At 35.5% G+C, this 18,206-nt stretch carries 22 protein-coding genes and 1 pseudogene; 16 read left to right on the top strand and 7 right to left on the bottom strand.

Going from position 1 to position 18,206, the window contains the following annotated elements:
- Nucleotides 1-28: 28 nt before the first annotated feature.
- Both AAIE21_RS04440 and AAIE21_RS04435 read right to left on the bottom strand, forming a co-directional pair.
- On the bottom strand, nt 29-151 hold the full coding sequence (locus tag AAIE21_RS04440) for a DUF4023 domain-containing protein (RefSeq protein WP_343265631.1): 123 nt from the start codon (nt 149-151) through the stop codon (nt 29-31).
- 182 nt (nt 152-333) lie between these two features.
- Nucleotides 334-672, bottom strand: coding sequence for a phosphoglycerate mutase (locus AAIE21_RS04435; protein ID WP_343265630.1), 339 nt, complete (start codon nt 670-672; stop codon nt 334-336).
- A 183-nt stretch (nt 673-855) separates the two neighbouring features.
- On the opposite strand from AAIE21_RS04435, the gene AAIE21_RS04430 reads away from it, so the two are divergent.
- Together AAIE21_RS04430 and AAIE21_RS04425 are read left to right on the top strand one after the other, a co-directional pair.
- Nucleotides 856-1,431, top strand: a complete 576-nt coding sequence (locus AAIE21_RS04430; protein WP_343265629.1) for a histidine phosphatase family protein — start codon at nt 856-858, stop codon at nt 1,429-1,431.
- 317 nt (nt 1,432-1,748) lie between these two features.
- On the top strand, nt 1,749-2,249 hold the full coding sequence (locus AAIE21_RS04425) for a DoxX family protein (RefSeq protein WP_343265628.1): 501 nt from the start codon (nt 1,749-1,751) through the stop codon (nt 2,247-2,249).
- A gap of 41 nt (nt 2,250-2,290) precedes the next feature.
- Here the strand turns inward: AAIE21_RS04425 and AAIE21_RS04420 are convergent, their stop codons facing one another.
- Together AAIE21_RS04420 and AAIE21_RS04415 are read right to left on the bottom strand one after the other, a co-directional pair.
- Nucleotides 2,291-3,172 (bottom strand): alpha/beta fold hydrolase, encoded by an 882-nt coding sequence (locus tag AAIE21_RS04420; RefSeq protein ID WP_343265627.1) that lies wholly within the window; start codon nt 3,170-3,172, stop codon nt 2,291-2,293.
- Nucleotides 3,173-3,187: 15 nt separating this feature from the next.
- On the bottom strand, nt 3,188-4,021 hold the full coding sequence (locus AAIE21_RS04415; protein ID WP_343265626.1) for a GNAT family N-acetyltransferase: 834 nt from the start codon (nt 4,019-4,021) through the stop codon (nt 3,188-3,190).
- A 292-nt stretch (nt 4,022-4,313) separates the two neighbouring features.
- Between AAIE21_RS04415 and AAIE21_RS04410 the strand changes: the two genes are divergently transcribed.
- Entirely contained in the window at nt 4,314-5,699 is a 1,386-nt protein-coding gene (locus tag AAIE21_RS04410) for an alkaline phosphatase (protein ID WP_343265625.1), read from the top strand.
- A 59-nt stretch (nt 5,700-5,758) separates the two neighbouring features.
- Nucleotides 5,759-6,238 carry a Cif family virulence factor gene (locus tag AAIE21_RS04405; RefSeq protein WP_343265624.1) on the top strand — a complete coding sequence of 160 codons (480 nt, stop codon included), beginning with the start codon at nt 5,759-5,761 and terminating at the stop codon, nt 6,236-6,238.
- 29 nt (nt 6,239-6,267) lie between these two features.
- Here AAIE21_RS04405 and AAIE21_RS04400 read toward each other — a convergent pair whose 3' ends face one another.
- Entirely contained in the window at nt 6,268-6,918 is a 651-nt protein-coding gene (locus AAIE21_RS04400) for a GTP pyrophosphokinase (RefSeq protein WP_343265623.1), read from the bottom strand.
- A gap of 403 nt (nt 6,919-7,321) precedes the next feature.
- Here AAIE21_RS04400 and AAIE21_RS04395 point away from each other — a divergent pair.
- The 3 genes and pseudogenes from AAIE21_RS04395 to AAIE21_RS04385 all read left to right on the top strand — a co-directional run bounded on the left by AAIE21_RS04395 (nt 7,322) and on the right by AAIE21_RS04385 (nt 10,764).
- Nucleotides 7,322-8,818, top strand: a pseudogene (locus tag AAIE21_RS04395) (YcdB/YcdC domain-containing protein).
- Between the two features lie 138 nt (nt 8,819-8,956).
- Nucleotides 8,957-9,670: an RNA polymerase sporulation sigma factor SigK gene (gene sigK, locus AAIE21_RS04390; protein WP_017150745.1), complete on the top strand. Its 714-nt coding sequence runs from the start codon at nt 8,957-8,959 to the stop codon at nt 9,668-9,670.
- 311 nt (nt 9,671-9,981) lie between these two features.
- A complete protein-coding gene (locus tag AAIE21_RS04385) occupies nt 9,982-10,764 on the top strand; it encodes a phosphatidylserine decarboxylase (RefSeq protein WP_343265622.1) in 783 nt (260 codons plus the stop codon).
- Nucleotides 10,765-10,926: 162 nt separating this feature from the next.
- On the opposite strand, the gene sda is transcribed toward AAIE21_RS04385, so the two are convergent.
- Nucleotides 10,927-11,082: a sporulation histidine kinase inhibitor Sda gene (sda, locus tag AAIE21_RS04380; protein ID WP_000850094.1), complete on the bottom strand. Its 156-nt coding sequence runs from the start codon at nt 11,080-11,082 to the stop codon at nt 10,927-10,929.
- Between the two features lie 243 nt (nt 11,083-11,325).
- Here sda and AAIE21_RS04375 point away from each other — a divergent pair, with 243 nt between their 5' ends.
- The 8 genes from AAIE21_RS04375 (at nt 11,326) to AAIE21_RS04340 (ending at nt 16,493) form a co-directional block, all read left to right on the top strand.
- Nucleotides 11,326-11,838 carry a YqeG family HAD IIIA-type phosphatase gene (locus AAIE21_RS04375; RefSeq protein ID WP_343265621.1) on the top strand — a complete coding sequence of 171 codons (513 nt, stop codon included), beginning with the start codon at nt 11,326-11,328 and terminating at the stop codon, nt 11,836-11,838.
- Nucleotides 11,839-11,841: 3 nt separating this feature from the next.
- Nucleotides 11,842-12,948, top strand: coding sequence for a ribosome biogenesis GTPase YqeH (gene yqeH, locus AAIE21_RS04370; protein WP_343265620.1), 1,107 nt, complete (start codon nt 11,842-11,844; stop codon nt 12,946-12,948).
- 15 nt (nt 12,949-12,963) lie between these two features.
- Nucleotides 12,964-13,797: a shikimate dehydrogenase gene (gene aroE, locus AAIE21_RS04365; RefSeq protein WP_343265619.1), complete on the top strand. Its 834-nt coding sequence runs from the start codon at nt 12,964-12,966 to the stop codon at nt 13,795-13,797.
- 4 nt (nt 13,798-13,801) lie between these two features.
- Nucleotides 13,802-14,095, top strand: a complete 294-nt coding sequence (yhbY, locus tag AAIE21_RS04360) for a ribosome assembly RNA-binding protein YhbY (RefSeq protein WP_000955222.1) — start codon at nt 13,802-13,804, stop codon at nt 14,093-14,095.
- Nucleotides 14,096-14,265: 170 nt separating this feature from the next.
- The gene (locus AAIE21_RS04355; protein WP_343265618.1) at nt 14,266-14,835 is read left to right on the top strand and encodes a nicotinate-nucleotide adenylyltransferase; all 570 of its coding nucleotides are present in this window, start codon (nt 14,266-14,268) and stop codon (nt 14,833-14,835) included.
- Nucleotides 14,825-15,394 carry a bis(5'-nucleosyl)-tetraphosphatase (symmetrical) YqeK gene (gene yqeK / locus AAIE21_RS04350; RefSeq protein WP_343265617.1) on the top strand — a complete coding sequence of 190 codons (570 nt, stop codon included), beginning with the start codon at nt 14,825-14,827 and terminating at the stop codon, nt 15,392-15,394. Before AAIE21_RS04355 ends, yqeK begins: the two co-directional genes overlap by 11 nt.
- Entirely contained in the window at nt 15,391-15,747 is a 357-nt protein-coding gene (gene rsfS / locus AAIE21_RS04345) for a ribosome silencing factor (RefSeq protein WP_343265616.1), read from the top strand. The genes yqeK and rsfS overlap by 4 nt, the downstream gene beginning before the upstream one ends.
- Nucleotides 15,744-16,493, top strand: a complete 750-nt coding sequence (locus tag AAIE21_RS04340) for a class I SAM-dependent DNA methyltransferase (protein ID WP_343265615.1) — start codon at nt 15,744-15,746, stop codon at nt 16,491-16,493. Before rsfS ends, AAIE21_RS04340 begins: the two co-directional genes overlap by 4 nt.
- A 172-nt stretch (nt 16,494-16,665) precedes the next feature.
- Here the strand turns inward: AAIE21_RS04340 and comER are convergent, their stop codons facing one another.
- The gene (gene comER / locus AAIE21_RS04335; protein ID WP_343265614.1) at nt 16,666-17,493 is read right to left on the bottom strand and encodes a late competence protein ComER; all 828 of its coding nucleotides are present in this window, start codon (nt 17,491-17,493) and stop codon (nt 16,666-16,668) included.
- 79 nt (nt 17,494-17,572) lie between these two features.
- On the opposite strand from comER, the gene AAIE21_RS04330 reads away from it, so the two are divergent.
- Entirely contained in the window at nt 17,573-18,172 is a 600-nt protein-coding gene (locus AAIE21_RS04330; protein WP_481858659.1) for a helix-hairpin-helix domain-containing protein, read from the top strand.
- Nucleotides 18,173-18,206 lie beyond the last annotated feature (34 nt).

Genomic DNA, 18,206 nt, shown 5'->3' with positions numbered 1-18,206 from the left:
AGGTGGCTTTGTTTAGCGTGTGCAATGATTATTTGTGTGTTTTATTTGGTTTCTTTTTTCCAGGGTTTCCATTACCTTGGCGCTTTCTATTTTGCTCGTCCTTTGCTTGCTTTTCGTGCAATGTGTCTAAGAAATCATTTGAGTTGTTCATTGATGAATCCTCCCGTAGGTTTCGTTTTATCTCTTTTACTATATCCATTTAGGAAAGAATCATAAGCTGAAAATTAAAAGGTTGAATGATTTTTGTTTTATTTAAAAATAATTGACTTGGTTGAGTTTGAGATAAATCGAGTAAGAAAGACTTCATTTTGTATCACGCTATTTTTTATTTATTCAAGCACTCATTTTTTTTCGATAATATAAATAATAAATTCCATACATTAGGAAGAGGATAAGTAAAATTTGTAATTCTACATTCTCCTTTAAAATGGTCGCGAAAGGATCTGGTAAGTAAGGTGATCTTTGTCCGCCTCCTAAACCTAATAATTTATTGAAGAGACTAATGATACAAAACAGAAACACGCCTGACCAACTCGCTACAATTGCTTTATGTTTAATCTCTTTTTCACGCTCATCATCTTTCATCCAAGGTGCAGAAGTTTTATCGCTTGTAAAGAAACCATTTATGTATCCCCATATTATCATACCGATAAAATAAATTAGCCAATTCATAATTTTTAAGTTCCCCCTTTAAAGATAAATCTGTAAAAAGTCTTTTACATAAATTATCATAATAACTTCCAATTGATATGTCAAAACTTTTTTACAGGAATGGTGGAAGGAACTGGAGAGAAGGTAGAGAAAAGTAATAACGAAAGATATACACATTCATTTTGTAGTGGGAGAGGGAAAACTATGAAGTTTATTTTCATAAGACATGGTGAAGGGAAACATACAAAAGATTTACCAATGAGTTTGCAATTAGAGAATCCACCTTTGACGAAAGAAGGCGAACAACAAGCAATGTTACTCCAAAGTAGTTTACCATTACAAGAAAGCGATGTATTACTTGCAAGTCCCACGCTTCGAACATTACAGACTGCTGCAATATGGAGCTCGCAAGTAATTTGCCGTAAAATAACTCATCCATATATTTCTCCTCGTATTTTTCCTTATCGTGAGGGGGCAAACACATTACCGTGTGATAGGTTGTTAAGTATAAAGGTAATTCAAGAGTTATTTCCTAGTTTTTCTTTAAGAGAAAGTACAAACGATATGTTATGGAATCAGGGGATAAATACGATTTCAGAGAAGGAATTTCAGAGTATAGCAGATGAATTCATCGATTGGTGTTATACAGTACACACAGAAAGAATCTGTATCGTTTCACATGATGGAACGATTACAGCATATAGACAGCATTTGCAAAAGCAGGTGCTAACAAGAGAGGATTTTTTAGAAGAGACAGGTGTATACGAAATCAACTTGTAAAGTAACGTGAAACAATTGTATTTCCAATTTATATTACTTTGAATTATATAAAGAATAAAACGTGTTTATCTGAATATAGGATAAGCGCGTTTCACATTTACCACACAAACTTTTCACACTTTTTTAATGAAAATGATTATCAATTATGTTATGATATCTTCAAGTTTTTACAAGGAAATAAAAGTAACTATATAAATATTAGCTTTTTACATTCCATGTAACTGTCACAAATCATTCATAATTAACATTTGAAAAATGAGTTACTAATGTTATGATATTTCCTGTAACTAACTTAATTACAACATTGGGAGGAATATATGTTTATTCAATTTTTAAGAGAAAATAAAGCAGTTTCTTTTGTACTTGCAGTTATCCGTATTTATCTTGGGTACACGTGGCTAATAGCTGGAATCGGTAAACTACAAGGAAAAGGATTTGACGCGACAGGATATTTGCAAGGGGCTATTGAAAAGTCAAAAGGAGCACAACCAGCGGTGCAGTCTTGGTGGGCATCATTTTTACAAGACTTTGCAATTCCGAATGTGGATCTATTCAACACACTTGTAACATGGGGAGAAATTCTAGTTGGAATTGGTTTAATTGTAGGTTGTTTAACAAAAACAGCTGTCTTTTTTGGCCTTGTAATGAACTTTTCCTATATGTTTAGTGGGTCTCTAGGTGTAAATCCACAAATGGTTATTTTATCTATGTTCGTTTTAGTTGCTGGCATGAATGCTGGAAAAATTGGACTTGATGGCTGGATTGTGCCTAAATTATTAGGATCAAAAACACAAAAGAGGCAGAAGCAAGCTGCTTAATATATGAAACGGGTATCTCAAAGGTGAGATACCCGTTTTTGTTACTTTGTTGTTTCGATTGGGTGCTTGTCAAAGAATTCTTTGACATAGCTCATAAATTCTTTCGGTTCTTGGCGGAAGGGTGCGTGATACCCTTTTTCTATAATATGGAAGGTGCTGTTTTTTAAAAATTGATGATAAGACTCGCCTTCTTTCCATGACACACTACTGTCATTTCTCCCCCAAATAATTAAAGTTGGAAGTTTAATTTCATTAGCATGAATACGAAGACGTCTAGGCCACATTTTCATTTGGTTATAATGCTCCGTATCATCGCGCTTAAATTTCACTTTGCTTTCATCATAATCTGTAATAGAAGAAACAGTATGTAAATCATTTGATAACTGGGGTTTAGGGGAAGCGTTTTTATTCGTTAATGATATAGCGCCTGTAGCATCAGTTAAAATAAGATGAGTAACTGCACTTGGATATAAGTATGTTAGATTGAGAGAGATTTCTCCTCCCATCGAGTGACCGAGTATTGCAAATGTATCATAGCCTAGTTTTTTCATTAACTTATAATAAAGATTGGCGTGATTTGGAAAAGAATAATGGTAATCCATCGGCTTGGATGAATGACCAAATCCTAAAATATCAACGGAGATGATTGTATGGTCTTTTGCTAAGTCTGAATAAATATCGCTAAAACCATTGGAAGATCCGCCAAACCCATGAAGCATCAGTAAAGGTGGTTTTTTATCCCCAATTTGTTTGAAATAAATAGTTTGTCCGTCTATTTCAACCATTTTTTCATCTGTACTTAGTTTTGTTGCAATTGTATTTTTTACTTGTTTCACTTTTTCTACTGGTTTTTCGGTAGCGTTGCAACTTACTAATAATGTGAGAGCAAGGCAACTAACCATACCATATTTTAGTCGTTTCAAATAGGTGTCCCCTTTCTAACATAACGCTGCATCCATCATAGCAAATAAATGGTCGCGATTTCCAGGTAGATGGCTTCCGTTTTTTATCATAAGCGGTGAAATAAGTGTTTCTTGAAATCCCTGCGATTCCATGTATGCTCGAAATGTAAATTGTGAGTGTGGAACATCAATACGGATTGTTCCATTCCAGCTCGTGCAAATAGACTGTAATAATTGAATTGCGTCTTCCATGTGCTTAGCGATAAGAGGAGTAATACAAAGTGTAGCTCCTTTTTTTATACATAATGCAAAGGATTCTATCTTATGGTTTCTTTCAATTTTAAATGCGAGTGTTGCCCTATCTATTAATATGGAATAGAGCCTTGGGCGACGTGCTCCCGTTACGTTTTGATCAAGATTAATGAGAGATTGAAGATCATGTTGTCCAATTTTCTTCAAATGAGTGGGGGACATAGATGGATTTGTAACAAATTTTTCAAAGCGATGGATCGTTGTAATTGTCGTGAATCCATATGTTTGGTACAAGGGTGCGCCAGCATCGGTTGCAATGAGCATAACGGGAAGAGAAGGTGGTGCTTGCTTTACACAAATATCGAGTAAGGTACGACCGATTCCTTGTTTTTGGAAATTGGGATGAACCATTAGCATACCGATAGAAGAAAATCCAGAATTGGAAGGGAATACCCCGCCAGTAGCAATTAGTTTTTCGTTATGTGTATAGCCAAATAAACTTCCGATTGATAGGTACATTTCAAATTGTTTTTGCATAAATGATTTAGGCTGTAACCATCCAATCGTTTCGCAAAGAAAAAGTAGCTGTGAAATACTAGATTCATTTAGTTGTTGCATATTGAATGACCACCCTTTTAATTTAGTAGAAATATTTTATCATGAAAAAATAAATATTCAGTTATAAGTAGAGAGAATGTAAAGTAATCATTTAAAGTTTTGAAAAATCCACATGTGTTTCTTTCTGTTTTGTAAAGGCGATCAAGCTTGATAATATAAGACAAAGATATACAAATTATAACGGAAATTTACATAACTTAACAAAATGTTTACATAGTACTAACTTTTCCTTAATAGTTTTCCTTTAAATTGGGTATTGGGAACTTAATAACCTATTAGGGGGACATAAAAAGTGAAAAAGTTTATGAAGAAAGCATGGCCATTTGCGGTTGTGACATCGTTAGCACTTACTTCAGTAGTAACGTGGGGCGTGACACGTTCGGATGTAATTAAAGCGGACGGGAAAGCAAGTGATCCAAAAATTAAGAATGTAATTGTTTTAATTGGAGATGGCATGGGACCTTCGTATATGACTGCTCATCGTTATATGAAAGATAATCCAAAATCATTTGAAATGGAGTCAACAGAATTTGATAAACATCTTGTAGGAGCACAAAAGACATATCCAGAGGATGAACATCAAAATATTACAGATTCTGCATCAGCGGCAACAGCGATGGCAGCAGGTGTGAAAACATACAATGCAGCAATTTCGGTGGATAATGATAAGACAGAAGTAAAAACAGTACTTGAACAAGCAAAAGAAAAAGGGAAGTCAACAGGCTTAGTTGCGACTTCTGAAATTACACATGCAACGCCAGCGGCTTTTGGTGCACATGATATTAGCCGTAAAAACATGGATGCAATTGCAAATGATTACTTTGACGAAAAAGTTAATGGAAAGCATAAAGTAGATGTTCTTCTCGGTGGTGGTGTGAAAAACTTTGTAAGAAAAGATCGCAATCTTACAGAAGAATTTAAGAAGTCTGGTTACAGCTATGTCACAGATCGTGAGCAATTATTAAATGATAAAAATGATCAAATTCTTGGTTTATTTGCACCAGGTGGTCTAGATAAAATGATTGATCGTAGTGAAAAAACACCTTCATTAGAAGAAATGACAAATGCAGCGATTAATCGTTTAAATAAAAACGATAAGGGTTTCTTCTTAATGGTAGAAGGTAGTCAAATTGACTGGGCTGGACATGATAATGACGTTGTTGGTGCTATGAGTGAAATGGAAGACTTCGAAAAAGCATTTAAAGCAGCGATTGAATTTGCGAAGAAAGATAAGCATACATTAGTTGTCGCAACAGCTGACCATTCTACTGGTGGATTCTCTCTAGGTGTAAACGGCGAATATAACTTTAATGCAAATGCAATTAAAGCAGCAAAACGTACACCAGACTTTATGGCAAATGAAATTGCACAAGGTGCGAATGTAGAAGAAACATTGAAAAAATATATTGATTTACAATTAACACCAGAAGAAATTAAATCTGTAAATGATATTGCACCATCAAAAGATGTAACGAAAATCGATAATGCGATCGAAGAAATCTTTAATAAACGTTCATTTACAGGCTGGACAACAGGTGGACATACTGGTGAAGATGTGAACGTATATGCATTCGGACCAGGTAAATATCTATTCTCTGGTGTTCAAGAAAATACAAACTTAGCAAAACGTGTCTTCGATATTGTTGGTGGCGGTGACCCTAATAAAGGCAGACAATAGTTATGGAGTAAAGCGAGGCATTTCGCCTTGCTTTTTCTTTTTTGGGGGAGGAATATTGAATGCAAAATTTGACTAAGAAAATTGGGGTTTTTATTACAATCGGATTATTATTAATAGGATGTCAATCGCAGGAAGAAACGGAGAAAAAAGAGGTAAAGAAGAAAGAAATCACGGTGAAACAGGAAGCAAAGATACATGTAACACCGGAAGATGAAAAAGAAGTTCGAAATGTGATTGAGGCGTTTGTTCAAACAACAAATGAAAAAAACTTTGATCAACATATGGCTTTGTTTTCGGACAAAATTGTTGGTGCTGAAGATTTACGTACACAAAAAGAAGCTGCGTTTCAAAAAGAAAGCAAGAAAATTGAGCTGAATCAGGTTCAAATCAAAGACTCAAAAAGTGATTTTGTTATTGTGGAAACAGAAGAAAAAGAGATAGATGGTGGAAGTAATCTTCAAAAAAAGGTGCAATATGCACTTGGAAAAGAAGAGGAGCATTGGAAAATTGAAGAAGTTCGGACGATAGAAAAGAAATAAAAAGGTTCTCGCACAAGGAGAACCTTTCTTTATAATGGTAGTAAAATTTGATTTGAACATGCTTCAATTTCATCGATATCTTGGCGGATAGTTGCCATTTTATTATCAAGCTCTTCAGCTTTCATGGCAGCATCATGGAGTTCGTCTTTTAAATAATCGGGGATATTCCCTTCATATTTATAGTAGAGTTTATGCTCTAAACTGGCCCAGAAATCCATCGCAAGTGTGCGCAATTGAATTTCCGCAAATACTTCTTTTGTACCAGAATTTAACGCTAGTGGATACTTAATGATCATATGCAAACTTTTATAACCGTTTTGTTTTGGGTTAGCGATGTAGTCTTTTGTCTCTACAATTTCCATATCTTCACGATTTTCAATGACTTGTTTTAAGTGATAAATATCTTCCACAAAGCAACACGTAATCCGGATACCGATAATATCTTGCAAATGTGTTTGCGCGTTTTCAATTGTTGGTGCTAAATTTTTGCGCTCAAGTTTTTTAACGATGCTATCAGGTTGTTTTAATCTTGTTTTTATATGTTCAAACGGGTTATAGTCCTCTAGAAATTGAGCTTCCCGGTTCATAATTTCGAATTTTGTCTTTAACTCTTCTAAAGCGAACGTATAAGGTAATACAAACGCCTTCCAATAGTTAACGGTTGATTGATTATATTTCATTTATATACACACCTTTTCATATTTGCAAATAAGGTTGCTTATTTATACTAAATACCAAATCATATAAGCACATGCTGCAAATGATGAGATCATAAAACGGTATTTGGCTTTCATTTTGCTAACTCCTTTCTAAAGGGTTTTCATATATCAATAAATTAGATTGTTAGTAAATTGATTATGTATAATTCTAATAGTAATAGATTGATGTGAAATTCGTATGAACTAATTGTTTCAGTTTTTTGTCTTTTTAGAATGATTTCAAAAAACATTTTGAAACAGTTTAAAATAGCGTGAAATGAAAGATAAGTAGGAGTATATTCTGCTTGTCTTTTCTTTTCTTTCATTAAAGTATGTATGTGATACGATGTAGGTAATCTTTTTATTATGTAGAAAGAAGGGAGATATGATGAATCAAAAGAACGAAGAAAGAAAAAAACAAGTCGCGCATATAATTGAAATTCCAGATAAATATCATCTTATTGTAGATGATCAAAAAACAGTAGATGAGCCTTGGCATGTATTGTTTTGGGAGCATCAAGATGATGAAGAGAAGAATATACGTATTACTTTAAATAGACATACAGGTGAACTGATAGAATTAGATATAGATGATGAAGATTATTTCCAAAGTAATGATGAAGAAATAAATGACGAAAAAACGAAAGAAATTGCCCATTTGTTTGTAAAGAAATATATCCCAAATAAATACGCGAATTATACATACGTGTATGTGCGAGATTGGTGCGGGATGCCAGCGGTACATTATTTACAAGAAGTAAATGGATATCCATTGCCGAATACAGGGTGTATTGTACGGGTTCATCCATCAGGAAATGTTATAGCATTTCAACATCATCATGGATTGAAAGAAAAACCAACATGGCCGGAATCGATTGTAGATGAAAAAAATGTTTTAGAAGAGTTAAAAGATAGGCAGAATATGAGACTTGTATTTGCGGAATTATTTCCTAGTTTATACGAATATGGCAGTGGCAAAGAAGTGAGTAAATATCGTCTTGTGTATGAGCCAGAGCCAAGGGTAGGGTTTATTGATGCATGTACAGGGAAGGATTTACATGAACCAGAGCAGTATCAATCAGCCCCTACAGTAACGGTAAGCGCACCGCAGGATAAGTATAAACAAGAAACAGATATATTTCGTTTGCTGGTCTTGGATGAGAAAGAATTTGTGAAAATTTCTGAAGCAGAGTGTGACAATGAAATAAGAATGAAGTTTGTTCCAAGAGAAGAATTGGAGAATGAGCAGGAAGAGAATCAAACTTACTTAATGGATGATTTTTATAAAAAACATTCCCCTATGCTGCGATATGAAAATCCTATGGTAATTGGAATTGATAAAGAGTCAGGTACATTACTTCATTATTTTAATCTCCTCTCTTGGAGAGATGAAAAAGTAATATTGTCACGAGAAGAATGCTTAGAGAAAGCACTCCGATTTTTAGAACAAGTCATTCCGAATGTGGCAGAGTATCTTCGTCTTTGGGATAACTATGAGGAAGAGGAAAGTCCGGGTAGATTCTGCTTTGATGTGCATGTAAATGGTATTCCAGTTGATTGTTGATTGGTTATGATTAACATAGATACAGCAACAGGGAATGTTATGATGTATAGCGGAATATCTCAGAGCGTAATAGAAGAGTTACGCACTTATGAAACAAATGCAAAGATAAGTAAAGAAGAAGCGTTAGAAACATATAGAAATGCACTCTGCGTTGAATTACAGTGGCATAAAAATCATGATACAGATCCATCAAAATATGAGCTTATTTATAAACAAACGACAACTGAGAGCAGTGAAACATATCATATTGATTTTTTCATGAGACGAGAAATTCGCTATATTGATGCGCATACGGGAGAAGTAATTTGGAGTAAATAGGACAAGTTTAAAGAAATTCTTGTGGTTATGCCACAAGAATTTTTTTATGCATCGCTATTCTCAAATGGGTACAGACACAAACAACCACCCGCCCACATACATATAGTAAAGACCACTATTTTGGCGGAGGTGAAGGGGTTGAGTCTATTCGCCGCAATTGGATACATGATTCGTGAAGTGTTTGTATTTGTTTCTTATGTTAAAAACAATGCATTTCCACAGCCATTGTCATCAGATGATGAAAAAAAGTACTTAGAGCTGATGGAGCAAGGTGATGCTCACGCGAGAAATCTTTTAATTGAACATAATTTACGACTTGTGGCTCATATTGTTAAGAAATTTGAAAACACAGGTGAAGATGCAGAAGATTTAATTTCTATCGGAACGATTGGGCTCATTAAAGCGATCGAGAGTTATTCAGCAGGGAAAGGGACGAAGCTAGCGACATATGCAGCTCGTTGTATTGAAAATGAAATTTTAATGCATTTGCGTGTACTGAAGAAAACGAAAAAAGATGTGTCACTTCATGACCCGATTGGACAGGACAAGGAAGGGAACGAAATATCATTGATAGATATCCTAAAATCTGAATCTGAAGATGTCATTGATATGATTCAGCTCAGCATGGAATTAGAAAAAATTAAGGAGTATATCGATATTTTAGATGAACGAGAGAAAGAAGTCATTGTAAAAAGGTTTGGACTTGGCCTTGATAAGGAAAAAACACAGCGAGAAATTGCGAAAGCACTAGGGATTTCAAGAAGTTACGTGTCACGGATTGAGAAGCGGGCACTGATGAAAATGTTTCATGAATTTGTTCGAGCAGAGAAGGAAAAGAAGGGGAAAGCATAAAGGTGCGTGAGACGGCTGCAGTTCGAGTGTAGCCGTTTTTTCGTTTGACGAAAAGGGAATAAAACAAGAAACTCTAAGAAGAAATATATCGTTCACTGTTGAAAATGACGAGTTCTATCTGTAATATTAGGAGGTGCTAACGAATTTAAGAATACAATAGTACCTATTCTTTCTTTATACATAATGGATTGGCTTTATAATAATTGAACATAAAAAACCATTTTCAAGAATTTTACTGTATGATATAGAAAGAAAAGAAGGGAAAGATAAACTTAATTGTTACATTAAGACTTATTAGGAGGTTTCGCGGTTTGCGACGTACATTATATCGACTCATGATCGAACTTACAAACGGGCGTTTTACTTCTTATATACTGCGTAAATTTGCACAGTCTCGCTTAAGTTCCATTATTCTTTCGTCTTACGCCAAAGTGTTTCAACTGAATCAGGATGAGATGGAAAAGGATTTAAAGGAGTACCGGACGCTGCATGAACTATTTACACGTAAGTTGAAAGAAGGAAAGCGAGAAATAGATGCAGTGGCATCAAGTATTGTTAGTCCAGTTGATGGGGTATTTGCAGAGCACGGCCCTATTGAAGAAACGAAAACATTTGATATTAAAGGCAAGCGTTATTCGATCGTGGATATGCTAGGTAATGAAGAGCGAGCAAAGCGCTATGCCGGCGGTACATATATGGTTATTTATTTAAGTCCAAGTCATTATCATCGTATTCATAGTCCGCTCTCAGGCACTGTGACAGAGCGGTTTGTACTTGGAAGAAAATCGTACCCAGTAAACGCAGCAGGGATGAAATATGGAAAAGAGCCGTTATCAAAGAATTATCGTTCTATCACAGAGGTTGATAGTGAGGGACAACATATGGCACTTGTAAAAGTAGGAGCTATGTTTGTAAATAGTATTGAGCTTCTCCATGAAAGAAATACTGTTCAAAAAGGTGAAGAAATGGCATACTTTACATTTGGTTCAACAGTCGTTTTACTGTTTGAAAAAGAAATGGTTGAAGTTGTTTCAACGTTAATGAGTGGTCAAGAACTTCGTCTTGGTGAAAAAATTGCAACTCGCTTATCTTAATGGCAGTGGACAATAAAAGTTTTATTACAAAATTGAGAGGGCACTAAGAAGTTAGATGAGCTTATGTGCTAGGTGAAAAGTTCCTATGGAGGAAAGTTTCATTTTACTAAAGAGCCATCTTGAAGATGGCTCTTTTTACAGGTGAAGCAGTAATCTATATACTCAAGACGATTTGACAAGCTTGTCCTCTAATGATCGTCGAATGATTTCTTGTTTTATAAGTAAAATGAAGTCAGGATTTAATTTTAGTTCTTTTGCTTTATAATAAGACTCAGTGAGTAACTCAGTAGATAACTGTTCCATATGTTTCGTTTTCAAGGTGAGTCACCTCCGGTAATAAGGATAGGTTCTTTGTTGCATCTACTGTATCAAAAAAATATGATAGTCACAAACGGCTGGTTATCCACATATAGCCGTGGATAAGATGTGTGTTAATTGTTGATAAATTAAGAATTAACTGATAATTAAATGTGGAAAATGTGTACAATGTTATCCACAAGTGAGCTATCGAAAAATGTTGTCGAAAAATTTTATGAAAACTCCTCAAAGAGGTGAAAGAAATTGAAATTGTTTTTACCAAATGAATACGTAAAAAACGTATATCATGTTCAACCAGAAGATTTAAAGAAGCGCGGGATTAAAGGAATTATTACTGACTTAGATAATACTTTAATTGAATGGGATCGTCCGAATGCAACGCCTAAATTAGAGCAATGGTTTTTGAAAATGAAAGAGCAAGGCATTCAAGTAACGGTCGTTTCGAATAATAATGAGCAACGTGTAAAGGATTTTGCAGATCCACTAGGCATTCCGTTTATCCATAGTGCACGTAAACCATTTGTTCGTGCTTTTAAGCATGCGATACAAAAAATGAATTTAGCAGCAGATGAAGTGGTTGTTATTGGAGACCAATTGTTAACCGATGTACTGGGCGGAAATCGCGTTGGCTTATATACAATTTTAGTCGTACCAGTGGCGCAAACAGATGGATTGGTAACACGTTTTAATCGAAAGATTGAACGGAAAATTATGAGAAATATGAAGAAAAAAGGTTTAATTAACTGGGAGGAATAAAGTTTGACTGAAACAATTAAATGTATTGGTTGCGGTGTAGAAATTCAAACAGAAAATAAAAATGAGGTTGGGTATGCACCAGTTTCATCTTTAGAGAAAGAACAAGTAATTTGTCAACGTTGTTTCCGTTTAAAGAATTATAATGAAATTCAAGATGTGTCTTTAACAGATGATGATTTCCTGCGTATTTTAAATGGGATTGGACAATCAGATGCACTTGTGGTCAAAATTGTAGATATTTTTGATTTCAATGGTAGCTGGTTGCCAGGTTTGCATCGTTTTGTAGGGAATAACAAAGTATTGCTTGTTGGAAATAAATCAGATTTAATTCCAAAGTCAGTAAAGCATGATAAAGTAAAACATTGGATGCGTTATAGCGCAAAGCAACTTGGATTAAAACCAGAAGACATCTTTTTAATTAGTGCAGCAAAAGGACAAGGAATCCGTGAACTTGCTGAGGCGATTGAACAGTATCGCGATGGTAAAGATGTATATGTTGTTGGATGTACGAATGTTGGAAAATCTACATTTATTAATCGCATGATTAAAGAATTTAGTGAAGAAACTGAGAATGTGATTACAACATCTCATTTCCCAGGAACAACACTTGATTTAATTGATATTCCATTAGATGAAACATCTTCTTTATATGATACACCAGGTATTATTAATCACCATCAAATGGCGCATTACGTTGGGAAGCAAAGTTTAAAGCTTATTACACCTACGAAAGAAATCAAGCCGATGGTATTCCAATTAAACGAAGAACAAACGTTGTTTTTCGGTGGATTAGCCCGTTTTGATTATGTGAGTGGTGGGCGTCGTGCGTTCACTTGTCATTTCTCAAACCGCTTAACACTTCATCGTACAAAGCTTGAAAAAGCAGATGAATTGTATGAAAAACATGCAGGGGAATTATTAAATCCACCAACCCCGGAAGAACTAGAAAATATGCCTGGATTTGTGAAATACGAATTTAATATTCGTGAGCCAAAAACAGATGTTGTATTCTCAGGTTTAGGATGGGTTACTGTAAATGAGTCTGGGGCAAAGATTGTGGCTCATGTACCAAAAGGAGTTAGTGTTTCATTACGTAAATCTTTAATTTAATATGGAGAGGGATTTATGAAACAATTATATGGTGTAATCGGAAATCCAATCGGACATTCATTGTCACCGCTTATGCATAACGATGCATTTCAGCATTGTAGTATAGACGCTCATTATCATGCGTTTTTTGTAGAAGAAAGGGCGCTTGGGGAAGCGGTGAAAGGGTTAAAGGCATTAGGAGTATCGGGATTTAATGTCACGACTCCGCACAAAGTTTCAATTATGAAATACTTGGATGAAACCGATCCGTTAGCAAAACAAATTGGTGCTGTGAATACGGTCGTTCATAGAGATGGAAAACTAATTGGTTATAATACAGACGGAATTGGTTACGTTCGTTCCTTACAATCGATTAGTAAAGAGCCACTTTATCAAAAGCGTATTTTATTACTTGGTGCAGGCGGAGCGAGCCGCGCTATCTATTTTTCGCTTGCAGACGCAGGAGTAAAAGAAATTGATATTGCCAATCGAACAGTGGAAAAGGCAACTCAGCTTATCACTGGATGTCAAGCGAAGGTTACATCACATGCTCTTTCATTAGAGCAAGCAACAGAAGAACAAAAAAATTATGATATTATCATTCATACGACAACGATAGGTATGCATCCACGTATCCAAAATACACCACTGCAAATTCAATCCTTGAAACAAGGAGCGATTGTTTCGGATATTATTTATAATCCATTTGAGACGAAGCTTCTGCAAGATGCAAAAGCGAAAGGAGCAATCGTGCAAAATGGAATAGATATGTTTGTTTATCAAGGAGCGCTTGCATTTGAAATGTGGACAGGGCGTATGCCGAATATCGATAGAATGAAACAATTAGTAATGAGAAAGCTTGGAGGCTAACTATATGTTAACAGGAAAACAAAAAAGATTTTTACGTGCAAAAGCACATCACTTAACACCGATTTTTCAAGTTGGAAAAGGCGGCGTAAATGAAAATATGGTAAAGCAAATTGCAGATGCATTAGAGGCTCGCGAGTTATTTAAAGTGAGCGTGCTCCAAAACTGTGAATTTGATCGTCGTGAGGTTGCAGAAGAATTGGCTAAAGGTGCAAGAGCAGAAATCGTCCAAGTAATTGGAAGCACAATTGTTTTATATAAAGAATCAAGAGAAAATAAACAAATCAAACTTCCACAATAGTAATTTACTGTGCTCAGGGTGGTATAGGTCGTTTCCATAGTTTATGCCCGCTATGTTCGGGACTCGTTCTTGCTAATAGGGTTTAGACCAATTGAACTTTTACGGGCAGTAATCTCTCCTCATGTTGTTTCGGAAAGATTACTGCTTGTGAACTAAAGGGGGCATTTCGCTTGAAAAAGATCGGAATCATTGGCGGTACATTTGATCCACCTCATTATGGACATTTGTTGATTGCAAATGAGGTGTATGATGCACTTGCGCTTGATGAAGTATGGTTTTTGCCGAATCAAATTCCACCTCATAAACAGGATCGCAATATTACAAGTGTGGACAATCGATTGAATATGTTAGAGTTAGCAATCGGGAAAGAGGATTATTTCTCGGTTTGTTTAGAAGAGCTAAAAAGAAAAGGTCCATCCTATACATATGACACTATGTTACAATTGACAAAGAAGTATCCGGACGCACAGTTTCATTTTATTATTGGCGGAGATATGGTGGAGTATTTACCGAAATGGTATAACATCGAGAAATTACTTCAGCTTGTAACTTTTGTTGGGGTTGCAAGACCGGGGTACACACTAAATACGCCTTATGAAATCGTCACAGTAGAGATTCCGGAATTTGCTGTTTCTTCTTCCTTACTACGAGAGAGATATAAGGAGAAGAAAACGTGCAAATATTTGCTTCCAGAGCAAGTACAGGTATATATCGAGAGGAATGGGTTGTATGAATCGTGAGAAAGCACTTGAGATTGTAAAACAACAAATGCATGAAAAGCGTTATATACATACAATTGGTGTGATGGAAACAGCAATTGAACTTGCTAAGCTATATGGCGTGGATGAGAAGAAAGCAGAAACGGCTGCTATATTTCATGATTATGCAAAATGTAGACCGATTCAAGAAATGGAAGATATTATTAAGCAGGAAGAACTGCCGAAAGATTTACTTCACTACAACAAAGAGTTATGGCATGCGCCAGTCGGGGCATACTTAGTAGAAAAAGAAGTCGGCCTTACGGATTCAGAAATCCTGCAAGCTATTACATATCATACAAGCGGTCATGAAGAGATGACAATGCTTGATAAAGTTATTTATGTGGCAGACTATATTGAACCTGGCCGCAAATTTCCAGGTGTGGAAGAAGCGCGGAAATTAGCACGGGAAGATATAAATAAAGCTTTATTATTCGCATTAAAACGTACCATTCAATTTTTAATGGAAAAGAATCAAACGATTTACCCATTAACATTTCAAACATACAATGCAGTCTTGAAGGAGGAAATTACTGAATGAAAGATAAAGAATTATTAGTATTAGCAGCAAAAGCAGCTGATGATAAGAGAGCAGAAGATATGGTTGTATTAAACATGCAAGGTATTTCACCAATTGCAGATTATTTTATTATTTGTCACGGGAATTCTGATAAACAAGTACAAGCAATTGCACGTGAAATTAAATCGAAGGCACATGAATTCCAAATTGATGTACAACGTATGGAAGGTTTCGATGAAGCGCGCTGGGTTCTAGTGGACCTTGGCGATGTAGTTGCACATGTATTCCATAAAGATGAGCGTGATCATTATAATTTAGAGCGTTTATGGGGCGATGTGCCACGTGAAGATATTACAGAAGAGTTAAGTCAATGAGATATGAGCAATTTGCATTTTTGTATGATGAACTCATGAATGATGTCCCATATGATAAATGGGTAGAATTCACAGAGGAAAGCTTACAGCAGGCAGATATGAAAGAGGCGAAGATTCTTGATGTAGCGTGCGGGACTGGGAATGTAACACTTCCGCTTGTGCAAAAAGGTTATGACATGATTGGTGTCGATCTTTCAGAAGAAATGTTAACAGTTGCCCAGCAAAAACTTGGAGGAGAAGGGTATTTTATTCCTTTTTATCAACAAGATATGAGAGAACTGGATGTTCCAGGTGAATTTGATTGTGTGACAATTTTTTGTGATTCATTAAATTATGTATTGCAAGAAGAGGGAATACAAGAGACATTCAGACGAGTATTTCATCATTTGCGTCAAGGTGGTCTGTTCTTATTTGATGTACACACTTTATATAAAATTCATCATGTATTTCAAAATGAAACATACACAGTTAATGGAGAAGAGATAGCTCTCATTTGGAACTGCTTCCCTGGTGAAGAATCAGATAGTGTAGAACATGACTTGTCATTCTTTGTACAGGATCCAGAGGAAGGTGTATATCATCGCTTTGATGAATGTCATATGCAACGTGCCTATTCAGTTGAATTGTTAACAAAATGGCTTGAAGAAGCTGGTTTTACAGTGCTTCGTGTAACGGGTGATTTTGAACGAATGGAAGTAACTGAACAAACGGAACGTATCTTTTTTATGGCGAAAAAGAATGGTTAAAAACAAAAGCAACCGATTAGGTTGCTTTTGTTTTGTTTAGAATACAGTATTTTATTTATAGAAAAGTAGAAAAGTAATACCTATAAAATATAAAAATAAGGGTTTGATAAAAAATAGGATGAAAAAAAGATAAGGAGTTTTAAGAGGATTTTGTATCATTATGACGTATTATTTACGTGTGCTTATTAAATTGTTGTTCAACGCCTTCTAAATCTTCATCATACTTCTCATGTGTCCGCTCGAATAATTTATGGAACATATCTCCAATGTGATCCTCTAAAATCCGAATGCCTTCTCCTGTAACACCGCCTTTTACACATACTTTTTCTTGTAGAGTTGGTAATGTGAAAATTTCTTTTTCTAGTAATTTCCCCATCCCAATAATCATTTCACTTGCTAAAGTAGTTGCTTCTTCATGAGTAATATTTGTTTTGTCTACAGCAGCATCGATGAAACATTGCAGTAAGTAGCTGAAGAATGCAGGTCCGCAGCTTGCAATGTCAGATGAAACTCGTGTAATATCGTCCCTGATCACAATAGGTGTAGAGATGTTTTTAAATAAACGAAGTAACTTTTGTTCCCATTCTTTCGAACAGTTTTTTCCGAATGTAAATAGTGAAGCACCAGAGAATGCCCGGTTTGTGATACTTGGAATAATACGTGCGACGTGACAAGATACAACCTTTTCTAATTGAGACGCTGATATGGGGCTCGTAATAGAAATTAAACATTTTTCATCAGTAAAGTGGTCAGCATGTTTTTTTAAAATCGGATAGATGTCTAACGGTTTAACACAAATAAAAATAAGCTGAGAGCGCCCAATTACCTCTTGCACTGTCCTTGCTATATGAACAGAAGGATACTTCTCTTTTATATGATATGCTTTGGCAGGCGTACGATTAATAATAGTAAGGCACGAAGGTTTGACAGCACGGGTTTCTAAAAATGCATTGATTAGTATATTCCCCATGTTTCCTGTCCCTATAATTCCTATGTTCAATGTTTCATCCCTCCTTCGTAACATCTTTCTCCTAAACAATATGAACTATGTTGTGAATTTATGAATTGGAGGTAGTAAAATCATGCAGAATTTTCAAAAGAAGTGGCTCGCTTTATTAGGGGCTGTTGGAGTTGTATTTATACTCTTTATATGGCAGACAAAGCAGCAAGCTGAGCAACCAACCGTGAAGGTGAACTCAAATGTGAAGAGTGAAGAGGGAAAAAGTAAATTGGAATTAAAAGAATTAAAAGAGCAGAAAAAAATAATTATGATTGATATAAAAGGTGCTGTGCATCGTGAAGGTGTATATGAGATGGGGGTGGGAGCTCGCGTAAAAGATGGGGTTGAAAAAGCGGGTGGCTTCTTGCCTGAAGCGGATAGCGCAAAAGTGAACTTAGCACAGCTCATGCAAGATCAAATGCTGCTCTATATCCCAAAAAAAGGAGAGCAAGTTCAGGGAGCCAATCTACCTTCAGGGCAGGAGGGGAAAATTCAAATTAATGTTGCATCAAAAGAGCAACTTGAAAAAATAACGGGAATTGGACCTCGAAAAGCAGAAAATATTATGAAATATCGAGAAGAGCATGGAGCATTTCAAAAAATAGAAGATTTATTGGAGGTAGATGGTATTGGGGAAAAGTCCCTTGAAAAAATAAAAGATAAAATAATTATTCCGTAAGGATTGACGAACTTTTTCTTCTTTCGCTACACTA

The sequence above is a fragment of the Paenibacillus sp. 102 genome, assembly GCF_039549175.1.
Classification (GTDB): domain Bacteria; phylum Bacillota; class Bacilli; order Bacillales; family Bacillaceae_G; genus Bacillus_A.
The sequence above is the reverse complement of the archived record's forward strand: the minus strand, read 5'-3'. Positions and strand labels throughout refer to the sequence as shown.